Genomic DNA, 20,711 nt, shown 5'->3' on the forward strand with positions numbered 1-20,711 from the left:
TATTGATAAAGTGATGAACTCATGAGCTTGGGATTGTTTCTTAAAAGGCAGGGGAGTTTTTTAAACACGTTTTAGTAAGATAAAAGGAAGAAATAAAATTATGGAATTTAAATCGCTACAGGTTAAAAACTTCAGAAGTTTTGAAGATATAAGCATTGACCTATCAAATAAAAATGTATTTTTCGGACTCAACGATGTCGGAAAAACAAACCTTCTGACAGCTTTAAGATTTGTTTTTGACAGAGATACTCGTAGGAATGACTTCATAGACTCAGACTATTTTGAGAAGAAAACGGAAACCCCAATTGAGATTTTGGTTACCGTTGATATCAGTGATAATAATGAGGACAGTTCTAAATTGCGTGCGAGGCTTAGGGGATCAATTTTATCTGGGCAAGACTTGATATACATACGGTTACTAGCGGAATATGATAATTCTGAAATGGTCGGAGTTGCTGAATTGTTTTGGGGTGGAGATAAAGAAAATCTTCAGGAAATCAAACCTAGAGGAACCCGTTTTGATATTGATGACGTATTTAATGTTTTTTATATAGATTCTTATGTTGATATGGATGTTCTTTTTAAACGAAACATCAAGAAGTTTATCCAAAGTGATACAGAGGACGACAAGGCTATCAATGACTCTATAAATTCTATTGTAGATGAACTGAACGAAAAGATTTCAAGCCTTTCTGGAGTTTCAGATTTTGAATCGAAGATAACCCCTGCTTACCAAAAATTCAATGATGAAAACATCTCAATTTCAATTAAATCTGAAATTGCAGTAAAGGGTCTCTATTCTAATATTGTCCCTTACATGAAGAAAAAAGACGATGATAACATTTATCCAACGGCAGGCGAAGGCAGAAAGAAGCTTGTTGTGTACTCTTTATTTACACTTTTAGCGGAGCAAGAAGCAGATAAAAAAATAAATTTATTTCTTGTAGAGGAACCTGAAAATAATCTTCATAAATCTTTACAGATAGAGTTATCTCAGATTCTGTTTGGTAATTCTGAAGGGTATCCGTATTTATTTGTTTCTACTCATTCTCCTTATATTTTGTATGAAATGAACAAAGTCACTTTGGTGCGAATTTTTGCCGAGAGGAGAGTGACAAGCAAGAGTGCTTTTTATAATGTACCTTCTGACTTTCAAGATAATAAGAAAATGCTTAACCGCTTACTTGCGGAAGCAATTTTTGCGAATAGGGTTTTGTTAGTAGAAGGACCCTCTGAACAGCTTTTATTTGATAAAGTTCTTTCAGTAATCAAACCATATTATGAAGTTAACGGAATGTATATCCTTTCAGTTAATGGCATAGGGTTCAAAAACTATCGACCTATGTTGAAAATGTTGGGGATTCATTGTGTCATTAAAACTGATAATGATATCCAATGGCGAGCAAACAGCGGTCACCATGCCCTTGGATTTTCCAGAGTTAATAATCTAGTTAATGGAACGCTTGGTATAGACTGGACAATTACTCCTCTTCCTGACACTAAGGAAGAATTTATTGACAAATCTGTCGGGTATCGAAGGCAGCTTTATAATCTTAAACAAAATCTTCCACTACTAAATGACATAAGGAAGAACTCTCATGTTTATTTATCAAAAGTTGATTTAGAAAATGACCTAGATGAGGTTCTCCATGAAAATCTTGTTGAGTATCTCGATAGAAAAAATCCGGTTACTTATCTACAAGCGGCTAAAAATAATCACATGGTTGAGCTTGTTGAGAAATTGACTGATGAAGATTGCCGAAAAGTATACGATGATTATAATTTTGCTTGTCTAAAGGATTTGGTAGAATGGAATTAACAGGAACTCAGAAAGAAATTGTTGATGCTGTGGGAAATTTAATTGTAAGAGCAAGTGCGGGAACTGGAAAAACGCATACGATGGTCGCAAAAATTGCTAAAGAGATTGAGGAAAATGAGAGCCATCGTGTCATTGCGGCAATCACTTTTACAATCAAAGCAGCACGAGAAATACAAGAAAGGCTATCTGTTGATACTACAGGACATTTTATTGCTACTAATAATAGTTTTGCTATTGAAGAAGTTATTAAACCGTTTATGAAAGACGCCTATAGTGTACAATTTGATTGTGAGATGACGACCGACTACAGTCTAAAATTTGATAATTATGAAGAAGGGCTGACTTACATTTCTGAAAACTGTACTTTAGGAAGTTATAAGGATAACAATAAGAATTTTATTTTCGAATTGGCTTTAAAAATACTTAAAAAATCAGAAGTAGCGCGGCTATATCTGCAATCCAAATATTTCAAAATTTATGTCGACGAATATCAAGACTGCGATACGGCAATGAATGGTTTTTTCATGTATTTGACAGATTCGCTGAATATTGACTTATTTATTGTTGGCGATGACAAGCAATCCTTGTATACTTGGAGAGGCGCTAGACCGGAAGCATTTAAGAATATTTTGACTAAAAGCAATTTTAAAAGTATTTTTATGGGAGATAACTTTCGTTCAAATAAACAGATTCAAAATTACTCAAATCTACTTTTTGAAGAGACTTCCAAACTTTATGATGAACAAACCAGTTTAGAGAATATTATTTTGTTAAATTGTACGGAACAAGATTGGATTCAAAAAATCAAAAATTTTTGGGATAAAGATAAATCTTCCGCTTTATTGAGATTTTCTAATGCAAATGCGGAAAATAATGCTAATATTTTGTGCGACCATGATATGAATTTCAAATTTATTCCTAAATCTCCAATTGAAGATATTTCGAATGACACAGCGTGGCTCTACTATGCAATAGCACAGTTTTTGCTTATCGATACCTATTCAGTTTTTGATTTTATCTATGACATTCCTTCAGGAACAGAAGAAGATTCAAGGATTAAAAGGAAGTTGGAGAGATATCTACGGGGGATAAAGAACAATATTGCTGAAGAAAATCAATTTAAAGAAAAAGTTTCAGATCTAGCTAGGTTCTTAGGATATGGAGCTCAGCCTAAGGACTTATCGGCTCTTTATGAAACTATTTCTACAGATAGATATATTGATGCTTTTAAGTTAGAAGATATCAAACATAGGACGATGACATTTCATTCTTCAAAGGGGTTGCAATTTGATCAGGTTATCCTGTTTGTAGAAGATTATAATTTGCGAGATGAGGTAAGTTTCTATAACCATTATGTAGCAACAACAAGGGCAAAAAGTAAACTAATTTTTATTAGTATCAAAGGAAACTATGGAACAAGGCTATTCCATCAAAATATTGCTAAAAGGTTAGAACAAAGTGGATTAACTTTGGAAAGTTTAGTTACTATTATAAGTTGATGAGCCAATTAGTCCTTGGGTTTGACTGCTTCAAATTTAATTTCCGAAGGAAAAAACTTTAAGTATTTTATAATAAATCCCCCTTATAATATGACAAATATAAAAACAGAAAATAACACAAGTACAAGTGATATATACGATGACTTGATTGCTATACCGACATAAATAATGTACAAAAACTGTAGTTTATGAATTAAGCTATGATTCATGAAGATTTATCATTAGTTCAGTATATTTCTGCACATAGATAAATAGTTTTTGATAAGGTTGAGGAGACACTATGGAAAATGATAAAAATGTAACAATTCTGTACTCTGGAGACAGCGAAGAACATAAACAATGGGTACAATCTTTAGCAAATGAATTAGAATTAAATCAGATTAATGTTACCTATGATCAAAACTCTCTTGAATTTGGTGATGATATTAATCAATTTATGGAAATTGCTGTCGATTCTGCTAGTACTATTCTTGCTATTTGCTCAAAAGAGTATAAAAAGAAACTTGATAACCGAGATGGTGGGAGTGGTTATGAAGGAAGAATGATTGCCGATAAAATAAAAAATAAATCAGCAAGGGTTATTCCTGTTGTTCGCGGTGGATTTGAAAACGTTCTTCCTAAGATGATGGTTAGTTTAACTGGAGTAGACTTAGGTAAAGGATTTGAAGATAAAGAATTTGCCAAATTGTTAACATTAATTCATGGTTATAAAATTAATCCATCAAAACCAATAAAAAATCCAAGAGAAACAATTGCAAAAATTATGAATATTTCTCAAGAAAACATTGAAGTTGATGATGAAATCAATTTTCACAATATTTTTATAGAAGGAATTATCTCGGAAAAAGTTACTTCTCCTAAAAATGATGGTACAAGAGGTTCAGCGCTTTACAGTATACCCTTTCAATTGAATTACAGTCCTAAACATAGATGGTCGGAATATTTTTTACACTATTGGAATAATCCACCTAGATTCACAACAATGCATCGTTCTAACATTGCTTCAATAAGCAGAGATATTATTTGGCTTAAAGGAACAACATTAGAGGAAGTTAAAGATTATCATAAGGACACGTTGCTTTTAGCGATTGCTGAAGCAAATAAATCATTTCGTTCAGAATTATTGAAAGCTAAGAAAGAAAAACAGGTTGAGGAACAAAGAGAAAAAGATTTTAGAGAAAGAGTAACAAAAGCGGTTGACGATATAATTTTTTGAACAAGTTGTTTAACAATTAAAACTATTCATTCAGATACCAAGGACTTGGAACAATTGTTCGATAAAATTTTGGTTAAGATAAACTAGTTTCAGAAACTTCTAGTAAATTTAGGAAGAGCATGCCTCCACCAAATTTCAAAATTAACTTGCTTATACTTGCCAAAAAGCCACGCTCATTTCATTATCTTTCACCAAAAAGGGATGATTAAGAGCGTACAAATGTTGATTTAATAGCAATCAGAAACAAATTTAATATTACCTGAGGAATTTTATTGATAAATAAATATTCTAGACTCATTTTTTTTAAAAAAACCTGAACGCTATTTTTGTCCAAGGTTTTTTATTTTTTTAAGATTATATCCTTAGGAAACTTACAAAGTTTATGAAGGATTAGAATTCGTCAGAACGATCTTGCCTATTGTTCTATTGTTTTCAATTTGTAAGTGGGCTTTTTTAAGATTTTCTGCATTAATTTCCCCAATGTTTGCAGTCATTGTTGATTTTAATATTCCTTCATCTAGCCATTTTGAAATTTTATTAAGGGCATCATGTTGAGAGATCAAGTCCGAGGTATTAGATACAACCTTTGTATACATCCACTCGAAACTAAAAGAAGCTGATTTATGAGCAAGTTTTTCTAAGTTTAATGGACCTTTAGGTTGTACAATATTAGCAATATGACCTTGAGGGGCGATCAACTCACTTACTGCAGCAATATGTTGATCCACCGCATTTAAAATCAAGATATAATCAACATTTTGAAAGCCTAGATCTCGCACTTGTTTAATCAAATCCTCATGGTGATTTACAGTAAAATCTGCTCCTAAGTCTTTTACCCAATGAATAGCTTGTGGATTAGAAGCAGTAGCAATGACAGTTAAACCAGTATTTCTGGCCATTTGAGTGGCTACAGAACCAACTCCTCCAGCGCCATTAATAATAAGGATAGATTTATTATTGTCTTTCTCAGAGATTTGTAATTTTTCAAACAGCAGTTCGTAAGCTGTAAGGCTGGTTAGAGGCATTGCAGCGGCATGCTCTAAAGAAATATTTTTAGGTGCAAATCCTACTACTCGTTCATCAACAGCCTCATACTCAGCATTAGAACCATCCCTAGTCACATCTCCGGCCCAGAAAACAGCATCTCCCACCTTAAATAACGACACTTCTGAGCCCGTCTCTACAACTTTTCCTACCCCATCCCAACCTAAAATTTGAGGTGAAGATAAGTTACCCTTAATACCTTGTCTTATCTTAGTATCTATTGGGTTGACGGAAATACCCTCTACTTTTACCAATAAATCATGTGGTCTTAAAGCTGGGAGTTCAGCCTCAAACTCAATAAATGTATCTCTATTTTTTGATAGTGGTCCGTATGCTTTCATTTAATTCTCCCTCAAACTTTTTTTAGTTATTTTATAATTTCGACAATTTCTTCAATGGCTTGTCTTTTTTTGATGGGTACATCCATTGCACGATGTCCAAAACCAACCATATATGCCACACCAACTTCTTTTAAGTCAATCAGGCCTTTTTCAGAAAGGTATTTCTCAACCAGATCAATGTTAAAACCTTCGATAGGACAGCTATCAACTCCAAGAAAAGAAGCGGTCGTCATCATATTAGCGAGTGGAATATAAGTTTGTTTAACCGCCCAATTGAATAAAGAACTTTTATCCGTGAGTTTGAAGTCTGATTCTTGAAATTTTTTAAAGAACTGGCTTTGAGGTGAAGTTTCAGAGTAGGGCAATCCTAAAATATCTTTCACAATATGTTGCACGTGAGGGCTGTTATAGACAATATCTTTTTTGGCTAAAGCGATAACGAATTTATCAGCTCCTTCCAGACTGTTAACAGCTCCCCAAGCAATTGATTTCAAGTCGTTTTTCATTTCTTTATTTTCAATCACCAAAAATTTCCATGGTTCATACCCAAAAGAGCTGGGAGATAATCTTGCACTTTCGAGTATAGCAGTCCAATCTTTCTCATCAATTGGTTGAGTGGGGTCGAACTTCTTTGTTGCAAAGCGGTTTTTATGAGCTTGAAGGATCATTGTTCTTAATTGCTCTTGTTCCATTTTTATTTTATTTCCTTTTTTAGAATGTTTGTTCTAAAATAATCAAAATAATAATATCCATTTAAAATAACTATGGATACACATTAATTAATTATGATTAACTTTTAGAACAGATAATGTAGTACTTATAATGTTGGTTAGTTCTTTCTCAGCGGGAGAGCATCTGACCAGTACACGTATTCCTATTAAAGCATTATTTAGATAACTTGCCAAAGTATAAATATCAGTTTCTGGGGCAAGCTCTTTTTTTTCTTGAGCCATAGACAGTAAATGTTCAAAAAAGCGTTTCGTCTCTTCAAAGAATTGTTCCACTAAAATTGAAATTTCTTTATCCCGCATGGCCAACTCGGTAGCAGAATTAACAAATAGACATCCTTTAGGACAATCTTTTTTAGGAAAAGCAGAGTAATTAAAAATCGTCTCGAACTTTTCTGTAATGGTCATGCTATCTTTAAGAAGTGAAAAGTAATTTTGATTGACAAAACGCGCATACTTTTTTAATGATTTTAAGTACAGTTCTTTTTTGTCACCATAGGTATCATAGATGCTTCGGCGATGTATCCCTAAGTGATCAACCAAATCTTGAAAAGAAGTATTATCGTAACCCTTTTCTAAGAATATGGTAGTTGCTTTATCTAGGATTTCCTCGTAGTCAAATGTTTTCGCTCTAGCCAAAATATTGTCTCCTTTCTTCATTTATTAGAACGTTCATTCTAATAATAGCAAAAACAATGATATATTGCAATAGTTTTTATTTATAATTCCTTAATCCTCTGAAAATATATTTGAACTCTGATTATTAATTTGAAAAATTTAGGTGGTTCAAAATAACTTACTTAGGAGTCGATTATTGTTTATAGATTATGTTATGATAGAATGAAACAGTTGGAGGAAAAGAATAGATATGGTTCAGCTATCAGAATTAGCATCAGCACTTAATCAGACAGAAAGTAAGGGGATATTTTCCAAGCATCCTAAGGGATTCGGTTTTGTACATCCAGATGGAGAAACGGATAAATCAAACGACATCTATATCGGAAAAAACGACACTAAATTTGCGATGGACGGAGATCATGTGACTGTTAAGGTCATCCACCCTAAGTCGGATAAGCGTGGCGCGAGTGGGCAAATTACAAAAATCAATGAGCGAGCAGTCGTTGAGACGGTAGGAACATATCGTGCTTTATCAAATCGACAAGTCAAAACCTTAGGTTATAAAGGAAGAATTGAGCTCTTCAATGATCGCATTTCTGATACACTTTACATCACACAACCCTTGGTAGGTGTATTAGAAGAAGATGTAGTCGGCGTTAAGATTACTCAATATCCTACTGATCTTAAAGCTTTTGAAGGTAAAATCACTCAAATTATAGGACACAAAGGTGAGGTAGGACTCGATATCTTAGAAGTACTCTGTGCTATGAAGATTCCACAAGAATTTTCTGAAGAAGCGTTAGCAGAAGCAGAGGCATTTTCTGAGCAATTAACCGCTGATGATTTAGTGGGACGTGAGGACTATCGTGCGGAGATTACTTATACCATTGATGGGGAAGACTCAAAAGATTTGGATGATGCAATTCACGTCAAAAAATTAATAAATGGCCATTTTGAATTAGGGGTGCATATTGCCGATGTCAGTCATTATGTAAAAGATGGCTCTCCGCTAGATAAGGAAGCTTATTCACGCGCCACCTCTGTCTATGTGACCGATAGAGTTGTTCCAATGCTACCTGTTAAACTTTCTAACGATTTGTGTTCACTTAATGAAGCGCAAGAACGCTTAACGTTGTCTTGTGTGATGGAAATTGATGAAAAAGGGAAAGTTGTTAATTATAAAATATCACCATCTTATATAAAAACGACGTATCGCATGACTTATTCTAACGTGAATAAGATGATTCACCAAGGGCGTGAAGGACACCGAGAAGCCCTAGAAAGTTACTCAAAAATCGTTGATTCAATAAACGCAGCTGTCGAACTTCACGATATTCTTGAAGGCATGAGAAAAGATAGAGGAATGATCGAGTTTGATGAGAGTGAAGCAAAAATCATTTTAGATGAAAAAGGGCACCCGATAGAAATTATCAAACGCGATCGAGATACAGCTGAGCGTATGATCGAATCTTTCATGTTGATGGCTAATGAGACCGTCGCTCTTGATTTTCAAAAGAAAAAATTACCTTCCCTGTATCGTGTTCATGATAAACCTAAAGAAAAAGCTTTTGCGAAACTTATGGAAACAGCAGCAGAAGCAGGGTTTTCACTTTCCTCTAATTCTCATGAAGCCGTCAATTATTTTGCAGATGAAATTCAAGGAACTAACTTTGAAAAAGCCTTGACCTATCAGCTTCGTCATACAATGTCCACTGCCGTTTACTCTGAAAAAAATACCAAGCACTATGGACTTGCTGCTGCAAATTACACGCATTTTACCAGTCCTATTCGACGTTATCCAGACTTAGTTGTACATCGTCTTTTGCATTTATATCCTTCCGATCATTCTAATCGTACCAAAGAAGAATGGAAAGAACGCTTACCAGAAATAGCAAAACATTCTTCAGACATGGAGCATCGCGCAGTGGTCACTGAAAGGCTTGTTGATGCGATGAAGAAAGCAGAATACATGACGGATCATATTGGTGAAGTCTACACAGGAATTATCACAAGTGTTCAGAAATTTGGTGTTTTTGTAGCCTTAGATAATACGATTGAAGGATTAATTCGTGTACTCAATCTCCACACAGGAACTACAGAAGATTTAGAATTCGATGAAGAAACGAATACTTTTACCGGAAAAAAATCAGGTAAAGTGTATCAAGCGGGACAAGAAATCAAAATTCGCGTTCTTGCGGCGAACAAGCGTAAAGGAACTGTTGATTTTGAACAAATTATAGAGGATTAAAACATACTCGAAAGTCTTTAAATCAAGCACTTAATTAAAATAAAAAGTCTATTAAAGAATAATAGACTTTTTGTTTTATGATGCTAACTCTTTTTCAAGGAGCGCAAGACGTTCTTGAACTTCTTGATTTGATAGTTGGTGGGCTTTGATGTAACGGTTATTGGGATGAACTCGACATTCATGTGAACAAGCACCAAGATATTTTGCTTCGTTTTCCTCTGAAGCTAAAATTTGTCTGTTACATTCTGGATTTCCGCAATTGATGTAACGTTCACACGGACTGCCATCAAACCAATCACGTCCGACAATAACATGTTCTTTTTGGTTGATTGGAACTGCTATTCGGCTATCAAAAACATACATTTGTCCGTCCCAGAGATCGCCTTGAACTTCTGGATCTTTTCCGTATGTGGCAATTCCTCCGTGAAGTTGACCAACGTCTTTGAAACCTTCACGAACGAGCCATCCTGAAAATTTTTCACAACGTATTCCACCAGTACAGTAGGTTAAAACACGTTTTTCCATGAATTGTTCTTTGTTATCTCGAATCCATTGAGGAAGTTCTCTAAAACTTCTTATTTCTGGACGAATGGCGTCACGAAAATGTCCTAAGTCAAATTCATAATCATTTCGTGCATCAATCACTACTGTATTTTCGTCAAGCATGGCCTCACGAAACTCTTTTGGATCAAGATAAGCCCCAGTAAGTTCCAAGGGATTGACGTCATCTTCTAAACTTAAATTGACTAATTCAGGGCGATAACGGACATGCATTTTCTTAAAAGCATTTTGCTCGGCTTCATCAATTTTAAAAATTATTGAGCTAAAGCGAGGGTCATTTTTCATCAGTTCCATGTAAGCATTTGTTTGATCGACAGTACCAGAAACAGTTCCGTTAATACCTTCGTCAGCAACTAAAATGCGTCCTTTTAAACCTAATGATTTACATTCTGAGAGGTGTTTTTTGGCAAAATTTTCTCCGTCTTCAATGGGGACATATTGATAATATAGTAAAACTCGATAATCCTGAGTCATAGAGAGCTCCTTAAATTTATTGATTACATTATAATCCAATATAATTTAACCATTTAATAAGCTATAAAAGCAAAAAACTTGCTTGTGTCTTATTTAACAAATCCATCCTACTTGCTTAATAAAACTTTGTGATAAAATAGATAAAGAAACGGATAGAAACTTCTGTCAGCTACTGACACGAAGATAGGGAGAAAAAATTTGATAGATAAAACTACAAAAATGTTCCATCATAGTAGTTTAGCTGCTTTAATGTCTGGACTCTATGAAGGAAGTATTACTATTTCAGAATTACTAGAACACGGTGATTTTGGGATTGGCACGCTCGCTGGCATTACAGGAGAAGTAATCATTTTAGACGGTGAAGCTTATCAAGCACGTGCTGACAACACGGTCAGTAAACTAACTGGATCGGAAACAGCACCTTATGGTGCTGTGACTCCTTTTACTAAGATTTTATCATTTAAAGTGGAAAATACGATTAATTCAGAATTACTGACTGCAATTGAAACCCAGTTCTCAAGCAAAAATTTGTTCCATGCTATAAAATTGGAAGGAAGCTTTGATAGCATGCATGTACGGATGTCCCCAGGGGGTAAAGAAGGTGAACCTTTTGTCGAAATTGCTGCTCGACAACCCGAATATACGGAAAAGAAAATTACCGGCACAATCGTAGGTTTTTGGACACCCGAACTCTTCCATGGAGTTAGTGTAGCTGGTTATCATCTCCATTTTCTTAGCCAGGATAAACAATTTGGAGGACATATCATCGATTTTGAAGGATTTTCTGGTAATGTTGAAATTGGTAAGATCGACCAACTCCTCCAAAGTTTCCCAACCGAAAATCGAAACTTTCTTGAGGCACAACTTGATCTTGATAAACTTAGAGCAGATATTACTGAGGCTGAATAATCTATAAAAGTACTGACAACTCTGTCAGTACTTTTTAGTGACATTTTTCTATTTTTTTCGTATATAACTCTTAAGAAGCTTTAATGGAGGTATCTATGATTACAAATTTTGATTTATTTCGCTGGAAGACTGCAGGCATGACTAATCTTGGGGTAAATAAGTTGCTGAAATTTTATCAGCAAAATCCTGACAAGTTAAGCTTACGGCGCATGGCTCAGGTTGCACAAGTAAGATCTGTTGCTGATTTTATCGAACGATACAAATCTCAAGATACAAAAGTTTTAAGAGAGAAATATAAGCAATTCAATTCTCTTTCAATTCTTGACAAAGATTATCCAGAGCGATTACGAGAAATCTATAACCCACCAGTACTTTTATTCTATCAAGGGGATCTTTCTCTTCTGAGGAACCCTAAGCTGGCATTCGTTGGCAGCCGAACTTCAAGTTCTCAGGGCTTAAAAACAGTTCAAAAACTTATTGGGGAGCTTCATCAAACTTTTACAATTGTCAGTGGCCTTGCTCGCGGTGTTGATACCATAAGCCATCTTTCAGCCATTCAAACACATACTCCAACTATCGCTGTAATAGGAACTGGTTTAGATGTATTCTATCCTAGTGAAAATCGTAAAATACAAACCTATCTCGCACATCATCAACTTGTGATTTCAGAGTATGCTCCAGGCGAAAAACCACTTAAATATCATTTCCCAGAGCGCAATCGTATTATTGCTGGACTTGCACGTGGCGTGGTCGTTATTGAAGCTAAGTTGCGCAGTGGCAGTTTAATCACATGTGAAAGAGCAATGGAAGAAGGGAGAGATGTTTTCTCAGTACCAGGTAACATCTTAGATGGACAATCTGATGGTTGCCACCATCTTATTCAACAAGGAGCAAAATTAGTCTATCAGGCACAAGATATTTTAGAAGAATATATTTACCAATAAAAGCAATAAAACCCCTTATATTATAAGGATTAAAAGGCTTACTATTTAATCACATAAATATCGGCTTTTCCTATAAGAAAATGAAATAGCTTGACATATTGCTTAAAAGCATTTATTATTGGAGGGTATCATTAAAATGAAAATTTAATGTTTTAAGAGAACATTCTAATGAAAGAAGCACAGGAATGTTCACCTCTCATATAATTAGCTAGGAATAAATATGCCAACAGCGACTAAAACAAAAACAAAGAAAAAAACAACAAGAAAAAAAGTAACCCCAGGCAAAAATTTAGTTATTGTAGAATCACCTGCAAAAGCTAAAACAATTGAAAAGTATTTAGGACGTAATTACAAAGTTGTGGCCAGTGTAGGACATATCAGAGATTTGAAAAAATCTACGATGTCCGTTGACATCGAAAATAACTATGAACCCCAGTATATCAACATCCGCGGAAAAGCTCCCTTAATTAATTCGCTAAAAAAAGAAGCTAAAGCTGCGAAAGCAGTTTATCTTGCAAGTGACCCGGACCGTGAAGGAGAAGCAATTTCATGGCACTTAGCACATATTTTAAATCTTCCACTTGAAGAGAAAAATCGTGTAGTTTTTAATGAAATTACAAAAGATGCAGTTAAAAATGCTTTTAAAGAACCGCGTAAAATTGATGTTGATTTAGTTGATGCACAGCAAGCACGCCGTGTGCTAGACCGTTTGGTCGGTTATTCAATTAGCCCTATCCTTTGGAAAAAAGTTAAAAAAGGCCTATCTGCTGGTCGTGTACAATCTATTGCCTTAAAACTAATAGTAGATAGAGAAAATGAAATTAACGCTTTTATTCCAGAAGAATATTGGTCAATCGATGGTGAATTCAAAAAGGGAACAAAGAAATTTAAAGCTTCTTTTTGGGGAATTGATGGTAAAAAGCATCCTTTAAAAAACAATGATGACGTTGTCCAAATAATGGAACGACTTGATGGTCCTGACTTTAATGTTGATAAAGTTGAAAAAAAGGAACGCCGTAGAAATGCTCCACTTCCATATACCACGAGTTCCATGCAACAAGATGCTGCTAATAAGATTAATTTCCGAACTCGTAAAACTATGATGGTTGCCCAACAACTTTATGAAGGTCTAACTCTTGGAAGTCAAGGACACCAAGGGCTAATTACCTATATGAGGACAGATTCAACGCGTATTTCACCCGTTGCTCAAGCAGCCGCTCATAACTATGTTGTTGATAGATTCGGAGAAAAATACAGTAAACATGGTTCAAAAATTAAAAATGCTGCTGGCGCACAGGATGCCCATGAGGCTATACGACCATCAAATGTATTTAATACTCCAGAATCAATTGCCAAATATCTAGATAAAGACCAATTGAAACTCTATACGCTTATTTGGAATCGCTTTGTAGCCAGTCAAATGGTTGCAGCTGTTTTTGACACAGTAAAAGTTAATCTCTCACAAAACGGAGTCATTTTTGTAGCTAATGGTTCCCAAGTAAAATTCGATGGTTACCTTGCCATATACAACGACTCTGACAAATCAAAAATGTTGCCTGAAATGTCAGAGAACGATACCGTGAAAAAAACAAGTGTTAAACCTGAACAGCACTTTACCCAACCCCCAGCGCGCTATTCCGAAGCAACGCTTATCAAAACTTTGGAAGAAAATGGGGTAGGGCGCCCCTCCACATATGCTCCAACGCTAGAAACAATTCAAAAACGCTATTACGTGCGCTTAGTCGCTAAGCGTTTTGAACCTACAGAGCTTGGAGAAATTGTCAATAAGCTTATTGTTGAGTTCTTCCCTAATATTGTAAATACTGAATTTACAGCTGAAATGGAAAAAGACTTAGATGAAGTTGAAGAGGGAAAACGGCAATGGATAGAGGTAGTTGACCAATTTTATAAACCTTTTGCTAAAGAATTAGAAAATGCTGAATCTGGCATGGAAAAAATTCAGATTAAGGATGAACCGGCTGGTTTTGATTGTGACGTTTGCGGAAGTCCTATGGTTATTAAACTTGGACGTTTTGGTAAATTTTATGCATGCAGTAACTTTCCTGACTGTCGAAACACAAAGGCTATTGTGAAAGAAATAGGAGTTAAATGTCCACTTTGTCATGAGGGAAATATCATTGAACGTAAGACAAAGAAAAACCGTGTATTTTATGGATGTGATCGCTACCCAGACTGTGAATTTACTAGTTGGGACAAACCAATTGGGCGTGAGTGCCCTAAATCTGGAGATTTCTTAGTAGAGAAAAAAGTCCGTGGTGGAGGTAAACAAGTTGTTTGTTCAAATGAGAAGTGCGATTACCAAGAAGAAAAACAAAAATAGGAAAAAATAATAGTAGGACTTACTATCTCTTATTAATCTGATAAAACGCTCCATTTATATAAGATATGGTATAATTATATAATGAAAAAAACACATATTAATGTTATTGGAGCTGGTCTTGCAGGATCTGAAGCTGCTTACCAAATTGCAAAACGTGGAGTCCCTGTTAAGCTTTACGAAATGCGTGGTGTAAAATCTACCCCGCAGCATAAAACGGATAAATTTGCTGAACTTGTTTGTTCAAACTCACTTAGAGGAGCTGCAATTACTAATGCTGTTGGTCTTTTAAAAGAAGAAATGAGACGCTTAGATTCAGTCATTATGAAGGCAGCGCAAGAGACCCAAGTTCCTGCTGGTGGAGCTTTAGCTGTAGATAGAGAAGCTTTCTCAAGCTTTATCACGGAACAAGTCTCACAACATCCACTAGTTGAAGTAATTCGTGGAGAAATCACAGAACTTCCAAGCGATGAAATCACAATTATTGCTACTGGACCATTGACTTCAGATAAGTTGGCTGCTAAAATCCATGATTTAAATGGTGGGGACGGTTTTTATTTCTACGATGCTGCAGCTCCAATAATTGACGCTAGTTCAATTGATTATAATAAGGTTTATAAAAAATCTCGCTATGACAAGGGTGAGGCCGATTACATTAATTGTCCAATGACAAAAGAAGAATTTCTGGCTTTTCAAGAAGCTTTAATCTCTGCAGAAGAAGCTCCACTTAATTCCTTTGAAGATATGAAAGTATTTGAAGGATGCATGCCCATCGAAGAAATGGCCAAAAGAGGCTATAAAACCATGTTATTTGGACCTATGAAACCTGTAGGCCTAGAGTACCCTGACTCTTACAATGGTCCTCGTGATGGTGATTTTAAAACTCCTTACGCAGTTGTTCAACTACGTCAGGACAATGCTTCTGCATCGCTCTATAATATTGTGGGTTTTCAAACTCACCTAAAATGGGGCGAACAGAAACGGGTGTTTCAAATGATACCAGGTTTAGAGAATGCTGAGTTTGTCCGCTATGGAGTGATGCATCGTAATTCTTATATGGATTCCCCCAACCTTCTTAAACAAACTTTTCAATCTAAAAAACAAGCCAATCTTTTCTTCGCTGGTCAAATGACAGGAGTAGAGGGCTACATTGAATCTGCTGCATCTGGTTTAGTGGCTGGGATTAATGCTGTGCGCTTATTAAAAGAGGAAGAAGAAGTCATTTTTCCTAGAACGACCGCTATCGGTAGTCTTCCTTACTATATCACACATACTGACAGTAAACATTTTCAACCGATGAACGTTACATTTGGCATCGTACAAGAATTAGATGGACCTCGAATTCGTGATAAAAAGGAGAGATATAGTCAGGTTGCTGAACGTTCTCTGTCCACTCTAACAGCAATCATCAAAAATAATAATTTATAAAAAAAGCCAGTTTATCCTGGCTTTTTTTATAAATTATCTAAAGCATTTTTCTGTTCTTCGTTAATAATGTGGGTATAAAGATCAGTTACCTGCGTAGAGGCATGCCCTAACTGATTACTCACCAAAACTTGAGAATTTGTTTGGGCATATAGGCGAGTTGCTAAAGTATGACGAAGTTTATGAGGTGTTACTCTTACTTTAAAGGCTTGAGAATACTTAGCAACCAACTTTTCAACACTAGATGGGTCAATTCTACTCGGAGTATCACGATACAACGTTACAAATAAAGCATAATCTTTCTTAGTCGTTTTATAACGCTTTTCTCTAATAGCTAGATAGCGTTCAAAGTAAACTTTAGCAAATGGAGCAATGGGTACAGCATCCCTTTTCCCTCCTTTACGTGTAACTTCAACAACCATCGTATTTGTATTTAAATCTTTTAAATCTACATTTACAGCCTCTGAAAGACGTATACCAGAAGCTAATATTAGGGCTATAATCGCTAGATCTCGTTCCTTATTTTTAAAAAAGCTAGCTTTAGCACGATTTGAAAGGATGCTTTCGTATTCGTTATCAATATAGTCTAAAAAACCCTGTGTTTCATCACCTAAAAACAGCTTACCTTTTATATTTTCAGCACGAGCCGCTAAGGTTTCCGATTTCTTTTTAGTTTGAACTTTTTTCATTACATTTCGATAGAAGTAGGGTTCTCCCTCCTCATTCTCAACCTCCTCCGTCAAATACTTATATAAGCTAGATAAAGCAGATAAGGTGCGGTTAATAGTTGTTTGACTAACTCCATACTGAGTGGAATGAGTATTGAGTCTTGGACGTTCTCGTAAGTAAAGAATGAAAGATTCCATATCCTTTTTCGTCAGATTTTCAAGAACCGATAAAGAAATATCAGAAATATATTGAACATCAGTAATCCCTGAATCAACTAACCAACTGAAAAATCGTTCGTATTCTTTTAAATATTCATAAAGAGTATTTAAACTATAAGGAATTGCAAGTTTTGATTGGTAATACTCCAAAACATAAGAAGGCATTATCTTTTTTAGTTTTTCAATATTTTGTATTAATTGCTCACGTTTCATAAATTCCAGTATACCAGAAGCACTTATAATTGTCAAGAAAATTACAGTTTTTCGGAAAGTTGTTAGGGAATTTTTGGAGGAGAGCTGTGTTACCTCTTATTCAATGGTTTTGATAAACCTTGATATAATTGGCTTTTATAACACTATCCTCTCCTGCTTTTTATTCCTTTTTTGAGCAGGTAAGGCAATTACGTTATTTGGGAAAGCAAGTCTAAAATATTCTGCGAAAGAAGATTTACCGGCACCATTACTCCCAATAATTACTGCGTTCTTTTGTCCATCCAGTGGAGATAATTTTATCATGTTCGTAAGTTTGCTTATACTACCTTGTAACCATCCTTCAATATAGTCAAGGCAGCCAATAGCGTTTCCGGTGCTATTGTAGTAGGGCACTTCTCTCTGGAATTGATCTTCTTTAAAAGCGTCGATGATTAATTTCTCAAATTGTAGGGAAGCTTGCTTTTGTTCCAGAATGTTATATAATTTTTCAATGTTTTTTACATAGGAAAAAATAATCCCGATAATTTGTCTAGAGTATCGTATTGTGCATCACTCATTTGTACTTTATTAATTGATGTGCGGTTCTGTGAAATCTGCTCATCTAATATTTGTTTATAAGCTTCAACATTGTTAATTAATTCCTCCTTGCGGGGTAACCCCTTAGTATTATTCACTTCACTTGTATCCTTTTCTAATTTTTCTATTAACTACTATTAATTGATATAGAGAATAGCATTTAATTTTCTTATGTTTTTCTACAATTTAAATTTTACCATAAAATAAACTACTATAAAAACTGAATATAGAAGTAGTCCTTATAGATAATAATGTCGTATAGATTTATTGACGTAAATCGTTCTTTACGTTATAATATAAATATCAAGAAGTAAAAAAAGAGCTTGCGTTAACAAGCTCTACAGAGACCGTTTAAGACGGTTAGCATTATTTAGTCAAAAAATAGACCGAACTCTGCCAAAAGTTAGCGGTCTATTTTTTTATGTTTTTTACAATCACAATAATGAGATTGAGCAACATAACAATGAAACTTGCAAAAGCAAGCATCAAGGTTAAGCTGTCTGAAACACTCAAAAATACAGCCTTTCTAGCTTGATAGGATGTTACCTATTAACATAGGCCTCACCCCTCTTTCTTTACTCAGCCAACCGCTATAAACTTTCTCTACAAATATTATAACAAAAAAATACCCTGCAAGCTATTACTTGTAGGATATTCAAGTAGTTAAAATGGTAAATCATCATCATTAATATTCAATGGTTCACTACCTTCGAATGGATCGTGTGAATCTATGTAAATTTTTTCTTAATTACCTTTAATGACTCCCAATTCCAACATAGTTTGAGCTGTTTGAATGATAGCTACTTCTCCTGAACGTGGTTTCCAGCCTAAAAGTTTAACTGATTTTTCATTTGAACAAGCTGTGTTTTGCCCCAAAAATGTAGCCGGCATCGCCAAACTTTTATCAAATCGAGCTAGAATTTTAACTAAAAAGTCGGGAATTACCTGAGTAGACACTTTTTTAGCTTTTGGACCAAATTCCTTTTTCAAAAACTCTGCTTGCTTTTTGTAAGTAATATTTTGGCCTGATGTTGCAATGAAACGCTGACCAATCGCTTCATTTTTTTCAAGAGCTAGCAAATGTAAATCAGCAACATCACGAACGTCAACATAATCAAATGCTAAATTTAAAAGTCTAGGCATTTTACCTTCAAACATATTTTTTATAGCCGCACTAGAATGTGAAAAATCATTTCCAAGAATTGGACCCATAACAGCTGTAGGTAAAACCGATGCTCCTTCAATACCATAAGCTTCTGCAAGTTTCCAAAACTCCATTTCCGCCATTGTTTTAGAACGTTGATAGGCATTAATTGGAGCATCAAGATTTGTCCAATCTTTCTCTGTGAAGATTTCTGGATGATGCTTATGCCCCGCTAAAACAGCTCCTGATGCTGAGGTCAAAACCACTCGTTTTACTCCTGCTTGCTTGGCTGCTTTCATCACAAACTTCACTCCATCTACAGCCATTTTCACCATTAAATCATCAGCGTCAGGACGTTGCAAAGGTGTTGGTGAAGCCACATGAATCACAGAATCAACACCAGTCATGGCTTGACTCCATCCTTCTTCTTTTGTCAGATCAGTTTGGACAAAATCTAAATCTGTAAAATCTGAAATTCCGCCTTGTGCCATCATTTTTTTCACTTCTTCTTGTCGAGACATCGTCCGCAATGTCGCCCGTACTCGATAGCCTTTTTTCAATAAAGCAATCATGATGAACATAGCAATATAACCTGAACCACCGGTTACCAAAATTGTTTTCTTATTTTTATTCATTTATGTACTTTCCTTTCTTCATTCCAATCTACATGTGTTACACTTGAAACTGATGTAAAGGTATTGTACAATAGAATTACTAAGAATACAACTTATTAAAGTACTTGTGTGACACAATAAGGAGAAGTGTAATGGCAGCGACGAACTATTCTCAAATAGCCAAAAATGATACAAAAAATTTTATTACAACCGCAACTTTACAACTTTTGGGCATTCGAAAGACCACTGAAAAACCTAAAAGAGTCGATCAACTCACAATTTCTAGCGTTTGTAAGAGAGCTGGTGTCAGCCGCATGGCATTTTATCGTAATTATGATTCCATTGATGAAGTTATTTATCAATACTATCAACCCAAAATTGCGAAAAGTTTCGAAATTATTCGCCAAGATGTTTCTGCCAAATCTAAAATAGAAAATCAGTTAAAATTTTTTGAGGGATTCAAAATGGATTTATTTCTTTCTGAGGACCAAGGTTACGAGCCAATAATCCGTCAAATATATATTGAAGAAATCGAGAATTTTTATAAAGATACAAATGATGAGTATTTCATTACCTTTGTTGCAACGGGTGTATATGCAGTATGGCGTAGATGGTTGATGAACGGCCAAGACAAACCTATTGAAGAAATACATGAACTCATTAGAAAAATTGTCACAATATAAAAAAGCTCCCTGCAAGCCATTACTTGTAGGGTTTTCTAGTAGTTAAAATGGTAAATCATCATCATTAATATTCAGCGGTTCACTACCTGCGAATGGATCGTGTGAATCGCCAGGTACGTTGCTTTTGTTATTTGGTTGGGTTGTTGCAGGAGCATGATTATTCTCAGAACTTTGACGACTTTCAAGGAGTTGGAAGGTGTCATCTACCACTTCAGTGACATACACACGTTGCCCTTGTTGGTTTTCATAGTTCCTGGTTTGAATCCGCCCAGTAATACCCAATAAAGCCCCTTTTTTAGCCCAATTTACCATGTTCTCAGCTTGTTGGCGCCAGATCACACAATTAATAAAATCTGCTTCACGTTCGCCTTTAGCATTTTTAAATTGACGATTAACAGCTAAAGAGAAGGTTGCAACAGCTTGGTTTTGT

Annotated in this window: 19 protein-coding genes; 9 read left to right on the forward strand and 10 right to left on the reverse strand. The window is 35.2% G+C overall.

The window, feature by feature from the left end; all coding sequences use genetic code 11:
• Nucleotides 1-100: 100 nt before the first annotated feature.
• The 3 genes from JKP71_RS02175 (at nt 101) to JKP71_RS02185 (ending at nt 4,534) form a co-directional block, all read left to right on the forward strand.
• Nucleotides 101-1,819: an ATP-dependent nuclease gene (locus JKP71_RS02175; protein ID WP_200406864.1), complete on the forward strand. Its 1,719-nt coding sequence runs from the start codon at nt 101-103 to the stop codon at nt 1,817-1,819.
• Nucleotides 1,810-3,318: a UvrD-helicase domain-containing protein gene (locus tag JKP71_RS02180; protein ID WP_200406865.1), complete on the forward strand. Its 1,509-nt coding sequence runs from the start codon at nt 1,810-1,812 to the stop codon at nt 3,316-3,318. The genes JKP71_RS02175 and JKP71_RS02180 overlap by 10 nt, the downstream gene beginning before the upstream one ends.
• Before the next feature lie 280 nt (nt 3,319-3,598).
• Nucleotides 3,599-4,534, forward strand: coding sequence for a toll/interleukin-1 receptor domain-containing protein (locus JKP71_RS02185; protein ID WP_200406866.1), 936 nt, complete (start codon nt 3,599-3,601; stop codon nt 4,532-4,534).
• A 380-nt stretch (nt 4,535-4,914) separates the two neighbouring features.
• Here the strand turns inward: JKP71_RS02185 and JKP71_RS02190 are convergent, their stop codons facing one another.
• The 3 genes from JKP71_RS02190 to JKP71_RS02200 all read right to left on the reverse strand — a co-directional run bounded on the left by JKP71_RS02190 (nt 4,915) and on the right by JKP71_RS02200 (nt 7,286).
• The gene (locus tag JKP71_RS02190) at nt 4,915-5,919 is read right to left on the reverse strand and encodes a zinc-binding alcohol dehydrogenase family protein (protein ID WP_200406867.1); all 1,005 of its coding nucleotides are present in this window, start codon (nt 5,917-5,919) and stop codon (nt 4,915-4,917) included.
• Between the two features lie 26 nt (nt 5,920-5,945).
• Nucleotides 5,946-6,611 carry an NAD(P)H-dependent oxidoreductase gene (locus tag JKP71_RS02195; RefSeq protein WP_200406868.1) on the reverse strand — a complete coding sequence of 222 codons (666 nt, stop codon included), beginning with the start codon at nt 6,609-6,611 and terminating at the stop codon, nt 5,946-5,948.
• Between the two features lie 87 nt (nt 6,612-6,698).
• Nucleotides 6,699-7,286, reverse strand: coding sequence for a TetR/AcrR family transcriptional regulator (locus JKP71_RS02200; protein WP_200406869.1), 588 nt, complete (start codon nt 7,284-7,286; stop codon nt 6,699-6,701).
• 229 nt (nt 7,287-7,515) lie between these two features.
• On the opposite strand from JKP71_RS02200, the gene rnr reads away from it, so the two are divergent.
• Nucleotides 7,516-9,513, forward strand: coding sequence for a ribonuclease R (gene rnr, locus JKP71_RS02205; RefSeq protein ID WP_200406870.1), 1,998 nt, complete (start codon nt 7,516-7,518; stop codon nt 9,511-9,513).
• A gap of 75 nt (nt 9,514-9,588) precedes the next feature.
• On the opposite strand, the gene trhO is transcribed toward rnr, so the two are convergent.
• Nucleotides 9,589-10,548 carry an oxygen-dependent tRNA uridine(34) hydroxylase TrhO gene (gene trhO, locus JKP71_RS02210; protein WP_200406871.1) on the reverse strand — a complete coding sequence of 320 codons (960 nt, stop codon included), beginning with the start codon at nt 10,546-10,548 and terminating at the stop codon, nt 9,589-9,591.
• Between the two features lie 201 nt (nt 10,549-10,749).
• Between trhO and budA the strand changes: the two genes are divergently transcribed.
• The 4 genes from budA (at nt 10,750) to trmFO (ending at nt 16,167) form a co-directional block, all read left to right on the forward strand.
• Nucleotides 10,750-11,457 carry an acetolactate decarboxylase gene (budA, locus tag JKP71_RS02215; protein WP_234446097.1) on the forward strand — a complete coding sequence of 236 codons (708 nt, stop codon included), beginning with the start codon at nt 10,750-10,752 and terminating at the stop codon, nt 11,455-11,457.
• Nucleotides 11,458-11,555: 98 nt separating this feature from the next.
• Nucleotides 11,556-12,401, forward strand: a complete 846-nt coding sequence (gene dprA, locus JKP71_RS02220; RefSeq protein ID WP_075525843.1) for a DNA-processing protein DprA — start codon at nt 11,556-11,558, stop codon at nt 12,399-12,401.
• 220 nt (nt 12,402-12,621) lie between these two features.
• A complete protein-coding gene (topA, locus tag JKP71_RS02225) occupies nt 12,622-14,742 on the forward strand; it encodes a type I DNA topoisomerase (protein ID WP_075525829.1) in 2,121 nt (706 codons plus the stop codon).
• 81 nt (nt 14,743-14,823) lie between these two features.
• Complete coding sequence (gene trmFO / locus JKP71_RS02230; protein ID WP_200406872.1) at nt 14,824-16,167, forward strand: methylenetetrahydrofolate--tRNA-(uracil(54)-C(5))-methyltransferase (FADH(2)-oxidizing) TrmFO; 1,344 nt, start codon at nt 14,824-14,826, stop codon at nt 16,165-16,167.
• A gap of 26 nt (nt 16,168-16,193) precedes the next feature.
• Here trmFO and xerS read toward each other — a convergent pair whose 3' ends face one another.
• The 5 genes from xerS to JKP71_RS02255 form a co-directional block, all read right to left on the reverse strand.
• Entirely contained in the window at nt 16,194-17,264 is a 1,071-nt protein-coding gene (xerS, locus tag JKP71_RS02235; protein WP_075525831.1) for a tyrosine recombinase XerS, read from the reverse strand.
• A 135-nt stretch (nt 17,265-17,399) separates the two neighbouring features.
• The gene (locus tag JKP71_RS02240) at nt 17,400-17,567 is read right to left on the reverse strand and encodes a hypothetical protein (protein WP_200406873.1); all 168 of its coding nucleotides are present in this window, start codon (nt 17,565-17,567) and stop codon (nt 17,400-17,402) included.
• A gap of 194 nt (nt 17,568-17,761) precedes the next feature.
• A complete protein-coding gene (locus tag JKP71_RS02245) occupies nt 17,762-17,938 on the reverse strand; it encodes a hypothetical protein (protein ID WP_200406874.1) in 177 nt (58 codons plus the stop codon).
• Between the two features lie 313 nt (nt 17,939-18,251).
• Nucleotides 18,252-18,353 carry a putative holin-like toxin gene (locus JKP71_RS09645; RefSeq protein ID WP_200406875.1) on the reverse strand — a complete coding sequence of 34 codons (102 nt, stop codon included), beginning with the start codon at nt 18,351-18,353 and terminating at the stop codon, nt 18,252-18,254.
• A gap of 231 nt (nt 18,354-18,584) precedes the next feature.
• Entirely contained in the window at nt 18,585-19,619 is a 1,035-nt protein-coding gene (locus JKP71_RS02255) for an NAD-dependent epimerase/dehydratase family protein (RefSeq protein ID WP_200406876.1), read from the reverse strand.
• A gap of 131 nt (nt 19,620-19,750) precedes the next feature.
• Here JKP71_RS02255 and JKP71_RS02260 point away from each other — a divergent pair, with 131 nt between their 5' ends.
• Nucleotides 19,751-20,281, forward strand: a complete 531-nt coding sequence (locus tag JKP71_RS02260) for a TetR/AcrR family transcriptional regulator (protein WP_200406877.1) — start codon at nt 19,751-19,753, stop codon at nt 20,279-20,281.
• A 42-nt stretch (nt 20,282-20,323) separates the two neighbouring features.
• On the opposite strand, the gene ssb is transcribed toward JKP71_RS02260, so the two are convergent.
• A partial coding sequence (gene ssb / locus JKP71_RS02265) for a single-stranded DNA-binding protein (RefSeq protein WP_200406878.1) occupies nt 20,324-20,711 on the reverse strand: 388 nt, incomplete at its 5' end.

This window comes from Lactococcus taiwanensis (genome assembly GCF_014905395.1).
Taxonomy (GTDB): domain Bacteria; phylum Bacillota; class Bacilli; order Lactobacillales; family Streptococcaceae; genus Lactococcus; species Lactococcus taiwanensis.

What these genes read in the sequence shown, in the direction of transcription:
- topA (WP_075525829.1), top strand. Translation starts at nt 12,622, where the DNA reads ATGCCAACAGCGACTAAAACAAAAACAAAGAAAAAAACAACAAGAAAA.
- trmFO (WP_200406872.1), top strand. Translation starts at nt 14,824, where the DNA reads ATGAAAAAAACACATATTAATGTTATTGGAGCTGGTCTTGCAGGATCT.
- JKP71_RS02185 (WP_200406866.1), top strand. Translation starts at nt 3,599, where the DNA reads ATGGAAAATGATAAAAATGTAACAATTCTGTACTCTGGAGACAGCGAA.
- JKP71_RS02175 (WP_200406864.1), top strand. Translation starts at nt 101, where the DNA reads ATGGAATTTAAATCGCTACAGGTTAAAAACTTCAGAAGTTTTGAAGAT.
- JKP71_RS02180 (WP_200406865.1), top strand. Translation starts at nt 1,810, where the DNA reads ATGGAATTAACAGGAACTCAGAAAGAAATTGTTGATGCTGTGGGAAAT.
- JKP71_RS02260 (WP_200406877.1), top strand. Translation starts at nt 19,751, where the DNA reads ATGGCAGCGACGAACTATTCTCAAATAGCCAAAAATGATACAAAAAAT.
- JKP71_RS02195 (WP_200406868.1), bottom strand. Translation starts at nt 6,611, where the DNA reads ATGGAACAAGAGCAATTAAGAACAATGATCCTTCAAGCTCATAAAAAC.
- rnr (WP_200406870.1), top strand. Translation starts at nt 7,516, where the DNA reads ATGGTTCAGCTATCAGAATTAGCATCAGCACTTAATCAGACAGAAAGT.
- JKP71_RS02255 (WP_200406876.1), bottom strand. Translation starts at nt 19,619, where the DNA reads ATGAATAAAAATAAGAAAACAATTTTGGTAACCGGTGGTTCAGGTTAT.
- JKP71_RS02190 (WP_200406867.1), bottom strand. Translation starts at nt 5,919, where the DNA reads ATGAAAGCATACGGACCACTATCAAAAAATAGAGATACATTTATTGAG.
- xerS (WP_075525831.1), bottom strand. Translation starts at nt 17,264, where the DNA reads ATGAAACGTGAGCAATTAATACAAAATATTGAAAAACTAAAAAAGATA.
- trhO (WP_200406871.1), bottom strand. Translation starts at nt 10,548, where the DNA reads ATGACTCAGGATTATCGAGTTTTACTATATTATCAATATGTCCCCATT.
- JKP71_RS02240 (WP_200406873.1), bottom strand. Translation starts at nt 17,567, where the DNA reads ATGATAAAATTATCTCCACTGGATGGACAAAAGAACGCAGTAATTATT.